This window comes from Rhizobium sp. WSM409, from assembly GCF_057653825.1.
This window is the reverse complement of the sequence record NZ_CM172794.1, coordinates 492191-509256: the sequence shown is the minus strand read 5'-3', so window position 1 is coordinate 509256 and position 17066 is coordinate 492191. Positions and strand designations below refer to the sequence as shown.

The 17066-nt window shown below is 61.8% G+C and carries 14 protein-coding genes; 4 read left to right on the top strand and 10 right to left on the bottom strand.

Features of this window, described 5'->3' with window-relative positions; genetic code table 11:
• Together AC25BC_RS02440 and AC25BC_RS02435 are read left to right on the top strand one after the other, a co-directional pair.
• Complete coding sequence (locus AC25BC_RS02440) at positions 1 to 1374, top strand: glutamate--cysteine ligase (protein ID WP_113547250.1); 1374 nt, start codon at positions 1 to 3, stop codon at positions 1372 to 1374.
• Positions 1375 to 1719: 345 nt separating this feature from the next.
• Complete coding sequence (locus AC25BC_RS02435; protein WP_012756176.1) at positions 1720 to 2586, top strand: DUF937 domain-containing protein; 867 nt, start codon at positions 1720 to 1722, stop codon at positions 2584 to 2586.
• A gap of 159 nt (positions 2587 to 2745) precedes the next feature.
• On the opposite strand, the gene AC25BC_RS02430 is transcribed toward AC25BC_RS02435, so the two are convergent.
• Complete coding sequence (locus AC25BC_RS02430) at positions 2746 to 3045, bottom strand: DUF1127 domain-containing protein (protein WP_128440021.1); 300 nt, start codon at positions 3043 to 3045, stop codon at positions 2746 to 2748.
• Between the two features lie 214 nt (positions 3046 to 3259).
• On the opposite strand from AC25BC_RS02430, the gene AC25BC_RS02425 reads away from it, so the two are divergent.
• Positions 3260 to 4216, top strand: coding sequence for a LysR substrate-binding domain-containing protein (locus AC25BC_RS02425; RefSeq protein WP_032986695.1), 957 nt, complete (start codon positions 3260 to 3262; stop codon positions 4214 to 4216).
• A 6-nt stretch (positions 4217 to 4222) separates the two neighbouring features.
• Here the strand turns inward: AC25BC_RS02425 and AC25BC_RS02420 are convergent, their stop codons facing one another.
• From AC25BC_RS02420 to AC25BC_RS02395, 6 genes are all read right to left on the bottom strand, one after another.
• The gene (locus AC25BC_RS02420) at positions 4223 to 4864 is read right to left on the bottom strand and encodes a TetR/AcrR family transcriptional regulator (RefSeq protein ID WP_113547273.1); all 642 of its coding nucleotides are present in this window, start codon (positions 4862 to 4864) and stop codon (positions 4223 to 4225) included.
• Between the two features lie 214 nt (positions 4865 to 5078).
• On the bottom strand, positions 5079 to 8126 hold the full coding sequence (locus AC25BC_RS02415; protein WP_245459901.1) for an autotransporter outer membrane beta-barrel domain-containing protein: 3048 nt from the start codon (positions 8124 to 8126) through the stop codon (positions 5079 to 5081).
• Between the two features lie 333 nt (positions 8127 to 8459).
• A complete protein-coding gene (locus tag AC25BC_RS02410) occupies positions 8460 to 8876 on the bottom strand; it encodes an MAPEG family protein (RefSeq protein ID WP_128440019.1) in 417 nt (138 codons plus the stop codon).
• 164 nt (positions 8877 to 9040) lie between these two features.
• A complete protein-coding gene (locus AC25BC_RS02405; RefSeq protein ID WP_128440018.1) occupies positions 9041 to 9595 on the bottom strand; it encodes a hypothetical protein in 555 nt (184 codons plus the stop codon).
• Positions 9596 to 9597: 2 nt separating this feature from the next.
• The gene (guaB, locus tag AC25BC_RS02400) at positions 9598 to 11082 is read right to left on the bottom strand and encodes an IMP dehydrogenase (protein ID WP_128440017.1); all 1485 of its coding nucleotides are present in this window, start codon (positions 11080 to 11082) and stop codon (positions 9598 to 9600) included.
• 279 nt (positions 11083 to 11361) lie between these two features.
• Positions 11362 to 12354 (bottom strand): MBL fold metallo-hydrolase, encoded by a 993-nt coding sequence (locus AC25BC_RS02395; protein ID WP_012756169.1) that lies wholly within the window; start codon positions 12352 to 12354, stop codon positions 11362 to 11364.
• A gap of 248 nt (positions 12355 to 12602) precedes the next feature.
• Between AC25BC_RS02395 and AC25BC_RS02390 the strand changes: the two genes are divergently transcribed.
• Positions 12603 to 14027, top strand: a complete 1425-nt coding sequence (locus AC25BC_RS02390) for a DHA2 family efflux MFS transporter permease subunit (protein ID WP_128440016.1) — start codon at positions 12603 to 12605, stop codon at positions 14025 to 14027.
• Between the two features lie 86 nt (positions 14028 to 14113).
• On the opposite strand, the gene AC25BC_RS02385 is transcribed toward AC25BC_RS02390, so the two are convergent.
• From AC25BC_RS02385 to AC25BC_RS02375, 3 genes are all read right to left on the bottom strand, one after another.
• Positions 14114 to 14497, bottom strand: coding sequence for a VOC family protein (locus AC25BC_RS02385; RefSeq protein WP_012756167.1), 384 nt, complete (start codon positions 14495 to 14497; stop codon positions 14114 to 14116).
• Between the two features lie 157 nt (positions 14498 to 14654).
• On the bottom strand, positions 14655 to 15374 hold the full coding sequence (locus AC25BC_RS02380) for an RlmE family RNA methyltransferase (RefSeq protein WP_113547243.1): 720 nt from the start codon (positions 15372 to 15374) through the stop codon (positions 14655 to 14657).
• 14 nt (positions 15375 to 15388) lie between these two features.
• Entirely contained in the window at positions 15389 to 16957 is a 1569-nt protein-coding gene (locus AC25BC_RS02375) for a Ppx/GppA phosphatase family protein (RefSeq protein WP_128440015.1), read from the bottom strand.
• Positions 16958 to 17066 lie beyond the last annotated feature (109 nt).

The window sequence follows — 17066 nt, the reverse complement described above, 5'->3', positions numbered from 1 at the left end:
ATGGCCCGCGACACTACCGACCAGACACCGCTCTCTTCGGTCCAGGATCTGACCGATTATATCGCCGCGGGCAACAAGCCGCGGGAGCGCTTCCGGATCGGCACCGAACACGAGAAATTCGCCTTCTTCCGCGCCGACAATAGCCCGGTTCCCTATTTCGGCGATGCCAGCATTTCGGCCCTCTTGAGCGGCCTGCAGAAAAAAAGCGGCTGGGAGCCGATCACCGACGGCGGCAACATCATCGGGCTTGCCGAGCAGAACGGCATGGGCGCGATCTCGATCGAGCCCGGCGGCCAGTTCGAACTCTCCGGCGCACCGCTGGAGACGATCCACGAGACCTGCAAGGAATCGAACCAGCATCTGGCGACGCTGCGCGAAATCGCCGAGCCGATGGGCATCCGCTTCCTCGGTATCGGTGGCAGCCCGAAATGGACCTACGCGGAAACCCCGCAGATGCCGAAATCACGCTACGAGATCATGACCCGCTATATGCCGAAGGTCGGTACCCAGGGTCTCGACATGATGTACCGCACCTGCACGATCCAGGTGAACCTCGATTTTTCCTCGGAAGCCGACATGCGCAAGAAAATGCGCGTTTCGATGAAGCTGCAATCGCTGGCGACCGCGCTTTTCGCATCCTCGCCCTTCACCGAGGGCAAGCCGAACGGGCTGCTCTCCTGGCGCGGTGACATCTGGCGCGATGTCGACAATCGGCGCGCCGGCCTGCTCGATTTCAGCTTCCGCGACGATTTCGGCTTCCGCGACTATGCCGAATGGGCCCTCGACGCGCCGATGTATTTCATCGTCCGCGACGGCCGCTATCACGACTGCACCCATGTCACCTTCCGCCAGTTCATGAACGGCGCATTGAAGGGCGAGGTCGCCGATCCGGCGCCGACGATGGGGGACTGGACGAACCATCTTTCGACACTTTTCCCCGACGTGCGGCTGAAGCGTTTCCTCGAAATGCGCGGCGCCGACGGCGGCCCGTGGCGGCGCATCTGTGCGCTGCCGGCCTTCTGGGTCGGCCTGCTCTACGATGATGCCGCACTCGATGCTGCCGACGAGTTGACGAAGGATTGGACCTTTGCCGAGATCAGCGCCCTGCGCAATGCGGTTCCCGCCGAAGGGTTGAAGGCGCAATTCCGCGGGCACCCGCTCTTCGACATGGCGCGCGAAGTGGTCGGCATATCAAGGGCCGGTCTCAAGGCGCGCGGCAAGCTCAACCGGGAAGGCCAGGACGAGACGATCTTCCTGGCGCCGCTCGACGAGGTGCTCGCCAAGAAGGCGACGCTCGCCGAGGATTTGCTGTCGCTCTATCACGGCCGCTGGCACGGCTCCGTGGAGCCGGTCTTTGAGGACTATCAGTACTGAGTCCGACCCCGGTTCCCCTTTTCCTGGAATCGCTCTGACAGCCGCTGTTTTCGCCTGTTTCCGAGCAGCGGAAGTGAAGGCCGGCGACCTAGCGCATCGTGCTTTCCGAAAATCGGAATCGATTTTCGGAAAGCACGATGCGAGGATCGAAAGAGTTGGAGCGTCCTTTGTGCGTCAGAAAGCACGCACGGCGCTCGCGTGCTCCACCGACCCGCCGCTGGAGCCTCGGCCGCATGCTCTCGCTAAATTCCTCCCTAAGTTCTTATGGCAAAAAGCAGTTTGCTCATTGCCATTTCCGGTTATAGTGGCGTTACAACGCGTCACGACCCGGGGAAAGGGACTTCCATGCTGCCACTCTTCGACATGATGATGCAGGCGCAGAACGGCGCGGCGATGGAGGCGATCGCCCGGCAGTTCAACCTCGCGCAGGAACAAGCGACGAAGGCAATGGCGGCGCTGATGCCGGCCTTTTCCGCCGGGCTGAAGCGCAGCACCAGCAATCCCTATGATTTCGTCGGGCTGATGCAGGCGGTCTCCTCCGGCAACTATGCGCGATATTTCGAGGATATGAACCGGGCGTTCACGCCAGAGGGTATTTCCGACGGCAACAACATCCTTGCCCAGCTCTTCGGCTCGAAGGAGGTTTCGCGCGCGGTCGCCGCCCAGGCGGCACAGATGACCGGTATCGGCCAGGATATTTATAAGCGGATGCTGCCGGTGCTGGCCGATACGCTGATGGGCGGGCTCTTTAAACAGACGACCGGCCAGATGGCCTCGCCGGTCAACCCCTTCGTCAACACGGCGATGGGCGAGACCATGCAGAAATGGCTGGAAAGCACCGGCTTTGCGCCGAAGCCGAAGACGACCCCGGACCCCAGCATCTTCGACAATCCCTTCACCCAGGCGATGCAGCTGATGTTTTCGGTACCGAAGCCGGAAGCGACATCTCAGCCGAACCCCTTCCTCGACAATCCCTTCGCCAAGGCCTTCCAGGAGATGATGGGCGGGCTCGGCCAGCAGCCGGCGGCGCAGACTAAGACCAAGACGCCGGAGGCGCCGAAGGAAGAGGCGAAGCTCAATGCCGACAGCTATACCGAGATGCTGAACGCCATGTTCGACAGCGGACTGGAAGTGCAGAAGAACTACCAGAGGAACCTGGAAGCGATCTTCGAAACCTATCGGCCTAAGCCCTCCTCGGACAAGAGTGAATAGCACTGTAGATTTTTACGCATGTCGCTATCGCCAAACCGCGGCACACTTTGCGCGACATGGTTTAGCGCATAAAAAAACCCGGAGATGGCTTGGGAAAGCCGATCACCGGGTCAAGCGGCAGGGCTATTGGCTATCACCCTGCGGGGAAACTCGCCGCTCCTACTGTTCGTAGGAGCGGAAGAGCGACAGGCGCCAGCGATTGCGCGCCGAGCGCGTCAGATGTTCCGACGGGTCCTCGAAAAAGGTCGATGCCAGGAACGCGGAGGTCAGGTCGGCTCTGTTAAGGCCGATATCCCTCAGCTGAGCGTCGCTCAGATCGTGCAGCGTGTTGATCTCCATGCGATTGCGGAACCCGCGAACGAGGGAGGTCAACGGTGCGAGGCCTGCTGCCAGACGCTGGGGAAACGTCGGGGTGAGCTTGCCGCAGTCGAGTTCTATTGTTCTGTCTGTCATCCGCATGGGACTCTCCTTTCTTTCGATTTCTTTCAGGCGCGCAACAACCCACCCCTCCACGCGAGGTCGCACGGGAAGGAGCAAGGCGGAATTGGCTCGGACAGGCAGGGTGTCTGTCCTTCACTTTGCTTGATTTGCATCCCGAAGATGCCAAAGACCTATTGATCAGTCCAACGAATGTTTCTAATGATTATCATCAGCTATCTTTATGGGTGACAACATGTCCGCGCCTCTTGATCTCGACCAATTGCAGACTTTCATCGCCATCGTCGATTCCGGCAGCTTCACCAAGGCCGCCGACAGGGTCTACAAGACCCAATCGGCCGTCTCCATGCAGATGCGCCGTCTCGAGGAACGCATCGGCAAGCAGCTGTTCATCAAGGACGGGCGGGGAAACCGGCTGACGGTCGAGGGCGAAAAGCTGCTCAACTATGCGCGGCGCATCATCCGCCTCAACAATGAGGCTATCGCCGCCTTCGACGACAACAGGCTGGAGGGGACGCTGCGCATCGGCACGCCCGATGATTATGCCGACCGCTACATGCCCGAAATCATCGGCCGCTTCGCCAAGACGCACCCGAATGTCGAGCTCTATATCGTCTGCGAGCCCTCGGTGGATCTTGCCGAACGCATGCATAAGGGCGAGCTCGACATCGCGCTCGTCACCCATAATCCGCGGGAGCGCATGTCCGATGTGGTGAGAACCGAGCCGCTCTGCTGGGTGGGCTCGGCCAACCATCCGATCCGCGACGACGCGCCGGTACCGCTTGCCGTCGGTCGGCGTGACTGCCAGTGGCGCCAGCTCGCCTGCTCGGCGCTCGATGCCGTGGGACGCGAGCACCAGATCCTGTTCACCAGCTGGTCCTGCACCGTTGTTGCCGCCGCCGTGCTGGCCGGCATGGCGGTTTCGGTGATGCCGGAATCGGCGCTGCGGACGGGCATGAAGGTGCTGAGCCAGGCGGACGGTTTTCCAGCGCTGCCGCCGGTGCAGATCGGCATCATGAAGCGGCCGGGCGTTTCGCTTTCGCTGATGAACGCGATCACCGCGCATATCACCGCCTGCCTCGACAATATCACGCCCACTGTCGTCGACGACAGCCTGGAGGCGGACGTCAAATCCGCCCAGGCGCGCCTTTATCCGCGGTTGAAGGCGGCCAATATGGTGCCAAGCTGGTAAGAGTTCTCAGGCAGCAGCCGGCACGGTCGCGGTGAAAAGAGAGGCGCGGATGACGCGCTTCCACTCATCGAGCATACGCCGTGCCAAGGCCTCCTCGCTGACGGCGGCAAGTCGGATCACGGCGCCGATCAGGTGGCTGAACAGGTAAGTGCGCGCATACATTTCTTCGTCGCAAAGGTCGGGGGCCAGCTGACGCACGGCGTCACGGAAGATGCCGGCGACGTGACCGCTATGCTCAATATTCAGCTGCAACAGATCCTGATCGGTCTCCGTTCCCATCCAGACACCGAGATAGACGGGATCGTCGTGGTAGGAATCGTAATACCAGTCGATGGTGGCGCAGACCACGTCCAGCGCCTGGTCGAGTGACCGTACGTCGGCAAACATCGCCGCCATCTTCGTCTGGATCGCCGAGGCATGCTGGTCGAACAGGGCTTTGACGATCGCCGCCTTCTCCGGGAAATACTGGTAGACCGAACCGATCGGCACCTTGGCTGCAGCGGCGAGCTCCGTCATCCGCATGGCGCTGACACCCTTTTCGGCGATGATCTTGGCGGCGGCGGCGAGAATGAGGTCCAGCCTCTGGATGCTGCGCTCCTGCTTCGGCTTTCTGCGCAAGCCGATCCGATCCATGCTTTCCGCGCCCATGTCGTTCCCATTCTTTTTGTTCGCGGCGGAAGGCATGACATGCAGGTCTTCATCGGCCGTAAATGGAAACACTCGCATTTTAACGACCGGCAAAAGCGTATGAAAAACGGGGCTCTACGGCATTATGCTGCAACTCAAAGTGTTGCAATGTTCTTGCGCGTCTGAAAAGACGCGGGAGCGCTGCAATGCATCTCGTATTTAAATCGGGACGTTTTTAGAATTTCACCGACAGCGTCGCTTTGGCCCCATGCTGCTGCGCGTTATCGGCAATCTGGCCGGAATAGGCGATGCCGAGGATGGAGCTTTCGGTGAGGTCGAAGTCGAGCCCGGCGTCGAGAACGAAGGCGTTCTCTGCCACCGGCACGCCGGCGACGGCGAACGCGTCGCCTCCGGCAAAAGCATGCGTCGACACCGGAACGATGTCGCCGGCGGCATGCCGCCAGCCTGACATGCCGCGCAGGGTGGCGTTCGTCTCGCCCAAGCGAACCTCCATTTCGGCATGCAGGCCAAGCGTGGTGATGGTGGTGTTGGTCATGCGGCTGGAGCTGTCGAGCGCTGCCGCCCCGCCCTCTTCGGTGAAGCCCGCCGTTCGAATGCCGATATGGGCGAGATTGACGAAAGGCTCGAAAGTGGCCGCCGCCGTATCAAACCGATAGCCCAGCTCCGCAAATGCCTGCAGCGTGCCGGCATTATAGCTTGCTTCCAGCCTGTCCTCGAAGCTTCCAATAGCGACGCTGCGGCTGGTCTCGATCTCGTGCCACGTATGAGCGAGACCGGTGCGGAAGGCGAGACCGCCCCATTGCGTGCCCGCGTAAAGGCCGAGGTGATAATCGTCGCTCGATCCCGATGAGCTTCGGTGCCGCGGGTCGAATTGGGAATTGCTGTAACCGGCCATCAGGCCCAGCCTGGCGTCATCGAACATGGCGTCGACGAGAGCGAGAAGCCCGCCGGTCTGGTGGTTGAGGGTGGCGGCATTGCCGTCCGTGCGTGTCTCGCTTGCGCCGCCAAAAGCCGTGCTCCAGAAAACCGGCGCGTCCGAAGGATTGGCAGCGATGAGTTCCGGACCGCCCGGCCACAAAGCCTGTATCGGGATTACGCCAGCACTGGCGTCGCTAAACGCGGAACGCAGACGTTCGTTGGCGGCCTCGCGGACAAAGAGGCTTTGCGTAATCAGCGCCGTTTTGATCGAGCCATGGATTTCACCGGAAAGCGCGTCGTAACTGGCCTGAATCAGCGGCTCGTCATCGGGCAATGTGACGATGGCGTCGTAGATATCGTTGCCAGTTCCGAGATTCTCTGCAGCCTCTGCCGCGGCCATCTGGTTGCGCGTCCGTGCCATGTCGCTGAAACGCACGTTGTTGCGTTCGATCTCCAGATAGACGTTGTTCAGATCATAGGAGAGCTCCGCCGCCAGGAAGGCATAATCGGAGGTGACGGCGCCGAATGTTCCGTTGATCCCGCCAGCGGCGGTAAGGATCGTATAGGTGGAGAAAGGCTGGTAGTCGCCATTCATCCCAACATGGGTAACGCTGGCGCCGTTGAGGAACGCGGTCCCCGTGACCGAGATCAAATCGCTGGCAGTGCCAGCCGGATCGACCTCGACCTCATAGGTGGAACTGGGATCGAGGGTGAGGTTGCCGCCGATGGTCAATGTCCCGATGGAGTTGCCCGGCGCGATGGTGACGCCTGCGCCGGCGGTCACCGTACCGATATGACCCGACCCGGCCAGCGTGCCGCCCGTCATCATCAAGATGCCGCCAAGGCTGCCATTGACGATCAGGCGTCCGTCCGAAACCGTGGTCGTGCCGGCAAAGCCCGAACTGTTGCCGGTCAGGCGCAAGGTGCCGCTGCCCAGCATCGTGAAGTCGCCGCTGCCGGAGAGTATGCCGCCATAGGTGGTGTTGTTCGCCTGATCGAGCGTGAGTTCGGCGCTGCCGATGACGATCTCGCCGCCGCTTCCCGAAAGCTGCGCCATCGTCAGGTCGAAGCCGCCGAGATCGAATATGCCGCCATTGACCGCATAGGCGCCATTCTGCACGAAGGCACCGGCGCTGCCCGCCTGCAACGTGCCGGCCTCGACCGTCGTCACACCGGTAAAACTGCTGGTGCCCGAAAGCGTCAGTGTGCCGCTGCCCTTTTTGGTCAAGCCACCGGCGCCTTGCAAATCCGTGGCAATGCCGACGGCAAAGCCGTTCGTATCGATAAAGGCGCCGCCAGCATCAATCGTTACCTCGCCGGCGTTGAAACCGCGCAGGAAATTCGCCTCGTTGCCCGTTGCACTGAGAATACCGCCATCGAAAACGAGGTCCGCGTCACCACCGCCTCTCTCGATATAACCGGTCTCCAGGACGCCGCGCCCGTTTGCGGCGCTTCCGGCGATCCGCACAGTTCCCGTGGCGCCCGAATCGTCGGCGATGATAACCTCGGAAGCCGAAACCGTGCCGCCATTCTCGACGCTCATACTGCCTGAACCGAATTCGCCCACGAACAGCGCGCCGGAATTGATCCAGCTCGACCCCGTATCGGTCACGCTCACCACGCCGTTGCCGTTCGAACTATAGCCGACATAACCTTCACTCGCAGTGACCGAGCCGCCATTCGAAATGGTCAGCGTTCCCGCTCCCGCCTCGCCGACCGAGATATAGCTGGAATTGCTCCAGATCGAGTTCGTGCCTGTGACGATGACCTCGCCGATGGCAGTCGTGTCGTTGCTGATAAGCCCGGCAGTGCTGCTGACCGTGCCGCCATTCGAAATGGTCAGAGTGCCGGTGCCGCTGTCGCCGATATAAAGATCCTGGGCGTTGGTCCAGGTCGAGCCGGTGCCGGTGACCGTCACCGTGCCGCTGGCGCCAGAGAAATAGCCGATACGGCCGAATATATTGTCGACAACGCCGCCATCTTCGATATTGAGCACGCCGACACCCCGATGGCCGACGTAGAGGTCGTCGGAATTGGTCCAGGCCGAGCCCGTCCCCGTAACCGTTACCGTTCCTGCAGCGCCGGGATCGACACCGAGCACGCCGATGTCATTGCTGACTATGCCGCCATTCCGGATGACAAGGGCTGCATCGTCAACATTCTGATCGCCCACGATGAGGTTGGTATTGATTGTCCATGGACTCGGTTGCGTGCCCGCGCCGGTACCGCCCGGGTCGTTGCCATCGACGATCTCCGTGTCGTTGCCGGTGATGACCTGCGCCCATCCCGGCCCTACAGCCAGCACCAGCGCCGCAGTGCTCGCCAATCCCGTAAGTCGCAGCATAACCATCCCTTGGATTGCCGCTCCAGATATCCTTTCGCCCATGCTCGCTCGCAAATCGTCCCCACCATCATTCGCTCGCGCAGAAATAGGCCAATCAATTTAAATATTAGTAACCATGTTATTGAAATATTCATCGACAGCGGGAACAACAGCCTTACGCCGCACGCGTTAGGCGCATGTTTTGACTGGTCTTCCAGCCTTTTCACTTTGGTGAAAACAATATCGTTGGGAATGGCTCAACGTCCGGCGGCCATATTGCCGCCGATGCCGGCAACTTGCGTCGTCGGCCTGCAACACTTACGGGCAAATAATGGGGCGGCGGCGCCTGTCGCCTCAGCTCATCAGCATCCATGCGGCAAGCCAGATCCACATGGCGCCAAGCACCAGGTAACCGGCAGCGAAGATCGGGCTGCGATAACGCAGGTCGTTGCTGGTGACGTGGATGGCGGCATGGGCGTAACGCAGGGCGACGAAGGCCCAGGCGAGGCCGAGGGCGACGAGATTGTCTGCCTCGGTGATATAGAGAAGAATGCAGCAGGCGTAGAAGAGCACCGGCAGTTCGAACTGGTTGGCGAGGCAGTTCTTGACGACAAGGCTTTCGGCCGGCTCGCCGCGGTTTTCGCGATAATCCGATTTCACGATGCTGCCGGCGCGGACCATTTTTGCGCGCCGAAGCCCAAGAAGCGCATAAAGACCATAGACCAGGGCCACATGGGCGAGCAGTGGCCAGAAGATTTGATAGCCGGTCATATGTTGGTCGTTTCCTTTCCGCTTCCGCGTTCGACGCGAGCATTAGCCGAAAGGGGAGCTGGATACCAGCATAGGGCAACGCCCCATCGACACCTGCGTCGCTAAGGCACGTCGCCGCAGGTGTCCCGGCTTTTCGACATGGAGCTGGATGGAATAACGGCGCCTCAGTCCGAGCGCGACGAGAGCCAGCGCATGACGGCGAGCCGGGCGATGAGGATGAAGCAGATGGCAAGGCTTGCGAATTTCAGCCGTGTCATCCAGGGCAGCAGGTGTGTTGCAAGACTTGCGGACGCACCCTTGCCGAAGGCCACAAGGCCCGAGATGTTCTCGCCGTAGTCGGCGATGCCGTAGATGAACGGCAGCAGGTAGATCGCCTTGCCAACGAGCGGATGCGCCGATCGGCCGAACCATGCACCGCCGGGACCGAGTTTGAGGAAGGCGAGGAACAGCAGCGCCGTCAGCAAGGCCGGAAAGATCAGCTCCGGCCCGAAATACATGGCGCGCAGCAGCCTGGTCGCCGTCTCGTTCTCATCAAGCAGCTTCTGCATGTGGAAGACCGCCGACTCGTCGTAACCGGCGAAATAGGTATCGAGCACCGCCTGGCCAGTTTCATGCTTGAACGGGACGACGAAGCCGAAGGTCGTCCAGGCGAGCACGGCAAGGCAGAGGGCTGCGAGCAGCGCGACGATCCAGAGAGGAATCCCGCTGCCCGCCTTCATGATCAGAGGCCGGCGCCCGGATAGTTCGGGCTCTCGCGGGTGATCGTCACGTCATGGGCGTGGCTTTCGCGAAGACCGGCACCGGAGATGCGCACGAACGTGGCCCGCTCCTGGAAATCCTTGAGATCCTTGCCGCCGACATAACCCATGGCCGCCTTGAGGCCGCCGGCGAGCTGATGGATGACGCCCGAAACCGGCCCCTTGTACGGCACCTGACCTTCGATGCCCTCAGGCACGAGCTTCAGCGTGTCGCGCACCTCGGCCTGGAAGTAACGGTCGGCCGAGCCGCGGGCCATGGCGCCGACGGAGCCCATGCCGCGATAGGCCTTGAAGGAGCGTCCCTGGTAGAGATAGACCTCGCCCGGGCTCTCATCGGTGCCGGCAAGCAGCGAGCCGATCATGACGGCGGAAGCGCCGGCAGCGATCGCCTTGGCAAGATCGCCGGAGAACTTGATACCGCCATCGGCGATGACGGGCACGTCCTGATCATTCGCGGCCTGCACCGCCGACATGATGGCGGCCAGCTGCGGCACGCCGACGCCGGCGACGATGCGCGTCGTGCAGATCGAGCCCGGGCCGATACCGACCTTGACGGCATCCGCGCCGGCATCGATCAGCGCCCTGGTGCCGTCATAGGTGGCGACGTTGCCGGCCATGATGCGCACCGAGTTGGAAAGCTTCTTGACGCGGGTGACGGCATCGAGGACGCGCTGCGAATGGCCATGGGCGGTATCGACGACCAGAAGGTCGACACCGGCCTCGATCAGCCGCTCGGCGCGCTCGAAGCCGTCATCGCCGACGCTGATGGCGGCGGCAGCGCGAAGCCTGCCCTGCGCATCCTTGGAAGCGTTCGGGTTCAGCTGCGACTTCTCGATATCCTTGACGGTGATGAGGCCGACGCAGCGGCCTTCGGTATCGACCACCAGCAGCTTCTCGATGCGGTGCGAATGCAGCAGGCGCTTGGCCTCCTGCTGATCGACGTTTTCCTTAACGGTGACCAGATTGTCCTTGGTCATCAGTTCATGGATCTTCTGTTCCTGATCGGAAGCGAAGCGGACGTCGCGGTTGGTCAGGATGCCAACGAGGCGGCCGGACTTCTCGACGACAGGGATGCCGGAGATGCTGTAGGACTTCATGAGCCCGAGCGCATCGGCAAGCGTCGCATCGGGGCCGATCGTCACCGGATTGACGACCATGCCGCTTTCAAACTTCTTCACTTGCCGGACCTGCTCGGCCTGTTCGATCGGCGTCAGGTTGCGATGAATGACCCCGAGGCCGCCGGCCTGGGCCATGGCGATCGCCAGGCGGCTTTCGGTGACGGTATCCATGGCGGATGAAATGATCGGGATGTTGAGTTCGAAATCGCGGGCGATGCGGGTGGAGATATTCGTCTGGCCTGGCATGACCTCGGAATGTCCGGGCTGCAGCAGCACGTCGTCGAAGGTAAGCGCGTCTGCGCCGGTTGCCGTTTCAATGATACGTGCCATGGCCAAATTCCTTCATTTAATAAAAATGCGACCCTGTCCGGAAACGAATCGTCCGCCCCGGCGGTCTGCATGGGTTGCTTGGAAGTTGGCGAGGGCTGGTAACACGTCTATGACAGGAAGGAAATAGCAAAAAGCCCGGCATGTCCGCCAGGCTCGTCATGGGTGCCATGCGCCAGGAGCATTGCGGGAAAAGCGCTCAGCACTTTTCCGTCCGGAATTGCATAAAAACAAGAAGTTAGAGCGGCCCAGCGCTTCCGCGAAAGGCGGAACCGCTCCCGATCAGATGTCGAACTGATAGCTCTTCGGCACGAAGCGATAACCGCCATCCTGCCTTTCGACGAAGCCGACCGCCGGGAAGGGCATGTGGTAGCCAAGGAAGGCGATCTTCTCGCTCGCAATCATCTCGAAGACCTTGCGGCGGGTGGCGGCAGCCTGCGCCTTGTCCATGTCGAAGCGCACCTCCCAATCCGGCCGCAGCAGCGACAGGATATAATGGTTGGCCGTATCGCCGGTGAGCACAAGGCGTTTGCCCTCGGATTCGACGTGGAACACCATATGTCCCGGCGAGTGGCCGGCCGCCAGCACCGCAGTCACACCGGGCGCGACGCTATCACCTTCTTTGATAAAAGTAGTCTTCTCGGCGAACGGTACGACATTGGCGAGCACCGCCTTGTGGCCGCCCTCGGCAGGTGTGCCCTCACGTGCCTTGTCCGACCAGAAATCATATTCCGCCTGGCCGACGACATAGCGAGCATTCTTGAAGGCAGCCGCGCCGTCTTCCATCAGGCCGCCGATATGATCACCGTGCAGATGGGTCAGCGCTACCAGCGTGACGTCGTCGGCCGAATATCCCGCCGCCTTCAAGCCTTCGGTCAGTTGACCGGCGCCACGTGCGCGGCCGGCAGCGCCGAAGCCGGTATCGACGAGGATGACATCCGACCCGGTATCGATGAGAGCCGGCGTATAGCCATTCATGAACTTGTCGGCCGGCAGGAAGTTTGCGGTCAGCAATCCCTTGACGGTTTCGGGGTCCTGATTGGTGCCGAAGGTTTCATAGGGCTTTTCGACAATGCTGGTGCCGTCACGGACGACGGTGAACGTATAGGAACCGAGCTTGAATTGATTGATCTCGGGCAAAAGCGTTCCATCCATATGATTGCGTTCTCCAGTTGCGGCCGCTTCGGCCTTCTCTCGCAAAATGACCGGCGCCCCCAGCAGGCCAAGGCCTGCGGCAAAAAGGGTGCGCCGCTTTATTCCCGACGAAATTGTCATATGTCCATCCTTCATGACGTGCGAAGCGTCGCCGCACGGCCCCCAGTGTCGATTCCGGCCGGATTTCTTGCTCCCGCCAGGTAAACATATGTCAATCTTGACAAGCGACGTTAATGCGCAAGCCGTCTCACGCAGACGTGAAGCAAACGTGTCGTCGACCCGGATTTGGGGATTGGCAGAACCTGCAGCTGGGACTAAACAGCACCGGCCTTTCCAGCTCCATTCCGCGCCCATCAAGGCTCCCGCCTATGAATCGCATCGTCCCGCTGATCCTTGCCGTCGCCCTCTTCATGGAACAGATGGACTCGACTGTCATTGCGACGGCGCTGCCGGCGATCGCGGCGGATCTCAATGTCGGGCCGATCACGCTGAAGCTGGCGTTGACCTCCTACATGGTGGCGCTGGCGGTGTTCATCCCGGTCAGCGGCTGGATGGCCGACAGGTTCGGCGCCAAGAAAATCTTCCGCCTTGCCATCTCGGTCTTCGTCATCGGCTCGATCTTCTGCGCAATTTCGTCCAACCTCGTCGAATTCGTGTTTGCCCGCTTCCTGCAGGGCATGGGCGGCGCGATGATGACGCCGGTCGGCCGCCTCGTGCTGGTGCGCACGACGCAGCGTAGCGATCTTGTCTCGGCCATGGCGCTGCTCACCATACCCGCACTTGTCGGCCCGCTCACCGGCCCGCCGCTCGGCGGCTTCATCACCACCTATTTCAGCTGGCACTGGATCTTCCTGATCAACGTGCCGGTCGGCATCATCGGCATCTGGCTTGCGACGATCTTTCTGCCGGAGGTGGAAGCGACGGCGCCGCCGCGGCTCGATTTCACCGGTTTCGTGCTGACCTCGCTTTCGGCTGCGGGCGTCGTCTTCGGCGTGTCGGTGGTCAGTCTGCCGGCCCTGCCCCCGATCATCGGCGTCACCGCCACCTTGATCGGTCTCATCTGCGGCGTCCTCTACGTGCGCCATGCCAAGCGGCATCCGGCGCCGATCCTCAACCTCAACCTGTTCAAGAACCCGACGTTTCGGGCCTCCACCCTGGGCGGCATGCTGTTTCGCATTTGCGTCGGCGCCATGCCCTTCCTGACGCCGCTGATGCTGCAGCTCGGCTTCGGGCTGACGCCGTTCCAATCCGGCCTCATCACCTTTGCAGGCGCGATCGGGGCGATCACCACCAAGTTCATGGCAAAGCGCGTTTTCGCCGCCGCCGGCTTCCGCACGACGCTTCTCGGCGCAGCCATGGTGACGACCCTGGTGACTGTCGTCACCGGCCTGTTCACGCCGTCGACGCCGCATCTCGTCATCATCGGCGTTCTGCTGCTCGGCGGCTTCTCCCGCTCCTTCATGTTCACCGGCGTTAATGCGCTTGCCTTCGCCGATATCGAAGATTCGGAAGCCAGCCAGGCGACATCGATGAGTTCGGTGATGCAGCAGGTCAGCCTGGCGCTCGGCGTTGCGGTCGCCGCCGCGATCCTGGAGAGCTCGATCTATTTCCGCGGCGAAGCGCTGCAGGTCGCCGATTTCCACCTTGCCTTCTACATCATCGCCGGACTGACCGTCATTGCGACCATTCCCTTCATCCGGATGGACCGCAATGCCGGCGCACTCGTTTCCGGCCACCGCTTGAAGACGATGACGGCCGCAACTGTTGAAGCCGAACAGCACGCGGTGAAATAAAGCATGTCGCGCAAAAGTGTGCAGCAGTTTTGCGGGAACGACATGCGTGGAAACAAAGACCTAAAGCGCGAGGAGCGAAGGCACCGCTACTGCGGGTTTTCGCAGACCGCAGAGAGCTTGTTACCGTCGAGATCACGCACATAGGCGGCATAGAATTGGGCATGGTAGGAGCGCAGGCCGGGCTCGCCCTCATCCACGGCGCCTGCCGCGATTGCCGCCGCATGGAAGGCATCGACATCAGCCCGCGTTTCGGCTGCAAGCGCCACCATGGCGCCATTGCCTGAGGTTGCCCGGCGGTGATTGAACGGCGTCACCACCCAGAAGCGGCAGCGCGTATCGCCCTCGGCGGAATAGCCGATTTCCTCTTCGGAAGAGCGCTGACGGCGATAGCCGAGGGGAGACAGCACGGCATCATAAAAATGCCCTGCGCGATAGAGGTCGTTGGTTCCGAGCGTGACGTAAAGAAGCATGGGATCAGCGGTTCAAATCCTGACAGCGCGGTGCGCCCTTCAGACACGCAAAGGACGCGGCAACGCTTTCCATTGCTGCATATCTTATCCTTAAATCGATACCGTTTTAAGGAGTTATGCAGTTGATCGCCATCATCCGTCGGGACCGGCCCGAAGATCAAGCTTCCTCTGCGTTGCCTTCGGCCTTGCGTCCCTTGAACCCCTTGGCCAGCAGGAACATCTCGACTGATTCGGCGCGCGACGAGTTCGGTTTGACATGGACGACCTGGCGGAAGTTCTGCTTGAGCATGGCAAGCAGCTCACGCTCGGTGCCGCCCTGGAAGGTCTTGGTGAGGAAGTGCCCGCCTTCCCCCAGCACTTCGACGGCGAAATGCGCCGCCACCTCACAGAGATGCATGGTGCGCAGATGGTCGGTGCGGTGGTGGCCGGTGGTGGGCGCCGCCATGTCGGAGATGACGAGATCAGGCGTGCCGCCGACGGCCTCCAACAGCTTTTCCGGCGCACTGGGATCGAGGAAATCCAGCTGCAGGATCTTGACCCCCGGCAGCTGGGTCATTTCGAGGAAATCGATCGCAGCCACACGAATATCATCATCTGTCGAACCGGTGACTTTGGCGGCGATCTGCGACCAGCTGCCGGGGGCAGCGCCGAGATCGATAATGCGCCTGGCGCCGCGCAGGATATGATGTTTCTCGTCGATCTCCAGCAGCTTGAAGGCGGCACGGGCGCGATAGCCTTCGAGCTGGGCGCGCTGCACATAGGGATCGTTGATGTGGCGCTCCAGCCATTGGCGGGAGGAGGCCTTCATCTTCTTGTTCTTGACGCGCTGGCCGAGCTTGCGGCCGGTGCGGTTTCCCGCGATCGGTGCCTTGGTCATGCCTATTCCTTATCTCACGATCTCACGCGCTGGCCGCGGCGGTTGCGGTTGCGCCGCCACACGCCGTCATCGGCCATCATGTCGGTGAGCAAGCCTTCCCTCAAGCCGCGATCGGCAACGCGCATGCGCGGGCTCGGCCAGCGGCGGCGGATCGCCTCGAGAATGGCGCAGCCGGCGAGCACCAGATCGGCCCGGTCAGGCCCGATGCAGGGATTGGCGGCACGGCTTGCGAAATCCCAGGAGAGAAGCTTTGCCTGCATGGCGGAGACCTCGTCGTCGGATAGCCAGATGCCATCGACCTTGCGCCGGTCATAACGCGGCAGGTCGAGATGCACGCCGGCCAGCGTCGTCACCGTGCCCGATGTGCCGATCAGGTGAAAGTCGCCGGTCTGGGCGACCTCGATCTCCGGGCAATCGAAGCTTCCAAGCATGCCTTCGACTTCACGCACCATGCCTTCGAAGGCCTCCGGCGTGACGTCGTGCCCGCCATGGCGCTCCGACAGGGTCACGACGCCGACCGGCAACGAGGTCCAGTGGGTGATGTGATTGGCAAGGCGGCTGAAGCGATTGTCGCCGATGCGGATGACGGCAATCTCCGACGAGCCGCCGCCGATATCGAAGAGCACGACGGAGCGCGTCTCGCGACCGACCAGCGAGGAGCAGCCGGAGACGGCAAGCCGCGCCTCTGTCTCGCGATCGATGATCTCAAGCGCGAGGCCGGTTTCGGCAACGACCCGGCTGAGGAATTCCTCGCCATTGACGGCCTGGCGGCAGGCTTCGGTGGCGATCAGCCGCATGCGGCGGATCTGCCGGTTCCTGAGCTTGGAGGCGCAGATCCTCAGCGCCTCGATCGCCCTCTCCATCGCCTCATCGGACAGACGGCCGCTGGCCGCAAGACCTTCGCCGAGGCGCACGATGCGGGAAAAGGCGTCGACGACGCGAAATTGTCCCGGACGAGTCGGCTGGGCAATGAGGAGACGGCAATTGTTGGTGCCGAGATCGAGGGCAGCATAGAGCTCCTCCGGCCACACATGTTCGCCGGCCTGACGATCCCCCTGATGCCCGGGATGGGCATGGCTTTCCTGGCGACCCCTGCGGTTGGCGCTCGCGCCATTCAGTGTTTCACGCAGTTCGCCACCGAGCGCCGTCTCTTCCGCGCGGCGTTCCTGCTGCGGGGCACCTGATGGTTTTGCCGGTGTTAGCGGCCGGCCCTGCAGACCGCGCTTGCCGCGATGCTTGCGGCGGTTGCGACGGCTCGGCGCCGAATCGCCATCGGAGCGGGCGGCATGATCTGCCGCTCCGGCCTGTTCCATCATATGAGGTTGAGGTGAACCATCCTGCACAGCACCATGGCCGCCACGACGGCGACGCTTGCGCTTGCGGGCCGGATTGCCGGCTGCATCTTCCATCGGGCGCGCAGGCTGTCCGGCACCGCCGGACGGCTCATGCGAAGCGGGATGAGCACCGTTGCGGGATTGCCCGCCACGTTTGCCCTTGCGGCGCCTGGACTTCTTGCCGTCCTTGCGCCCTGCCGCCGACGCCCCGTCAAATTGCAGCTTTGCGCCGCCTTCGGGGTCTTCCACGTTGTTTTTCCATCGCGCCGCGCAAGTCTTGAGATATGCAGCAGGCGCTCATTCGATTTTTGCGTTGCGGCAAGAATATCAGCGCCCGCCGAAATCGCCAAATTCTTTT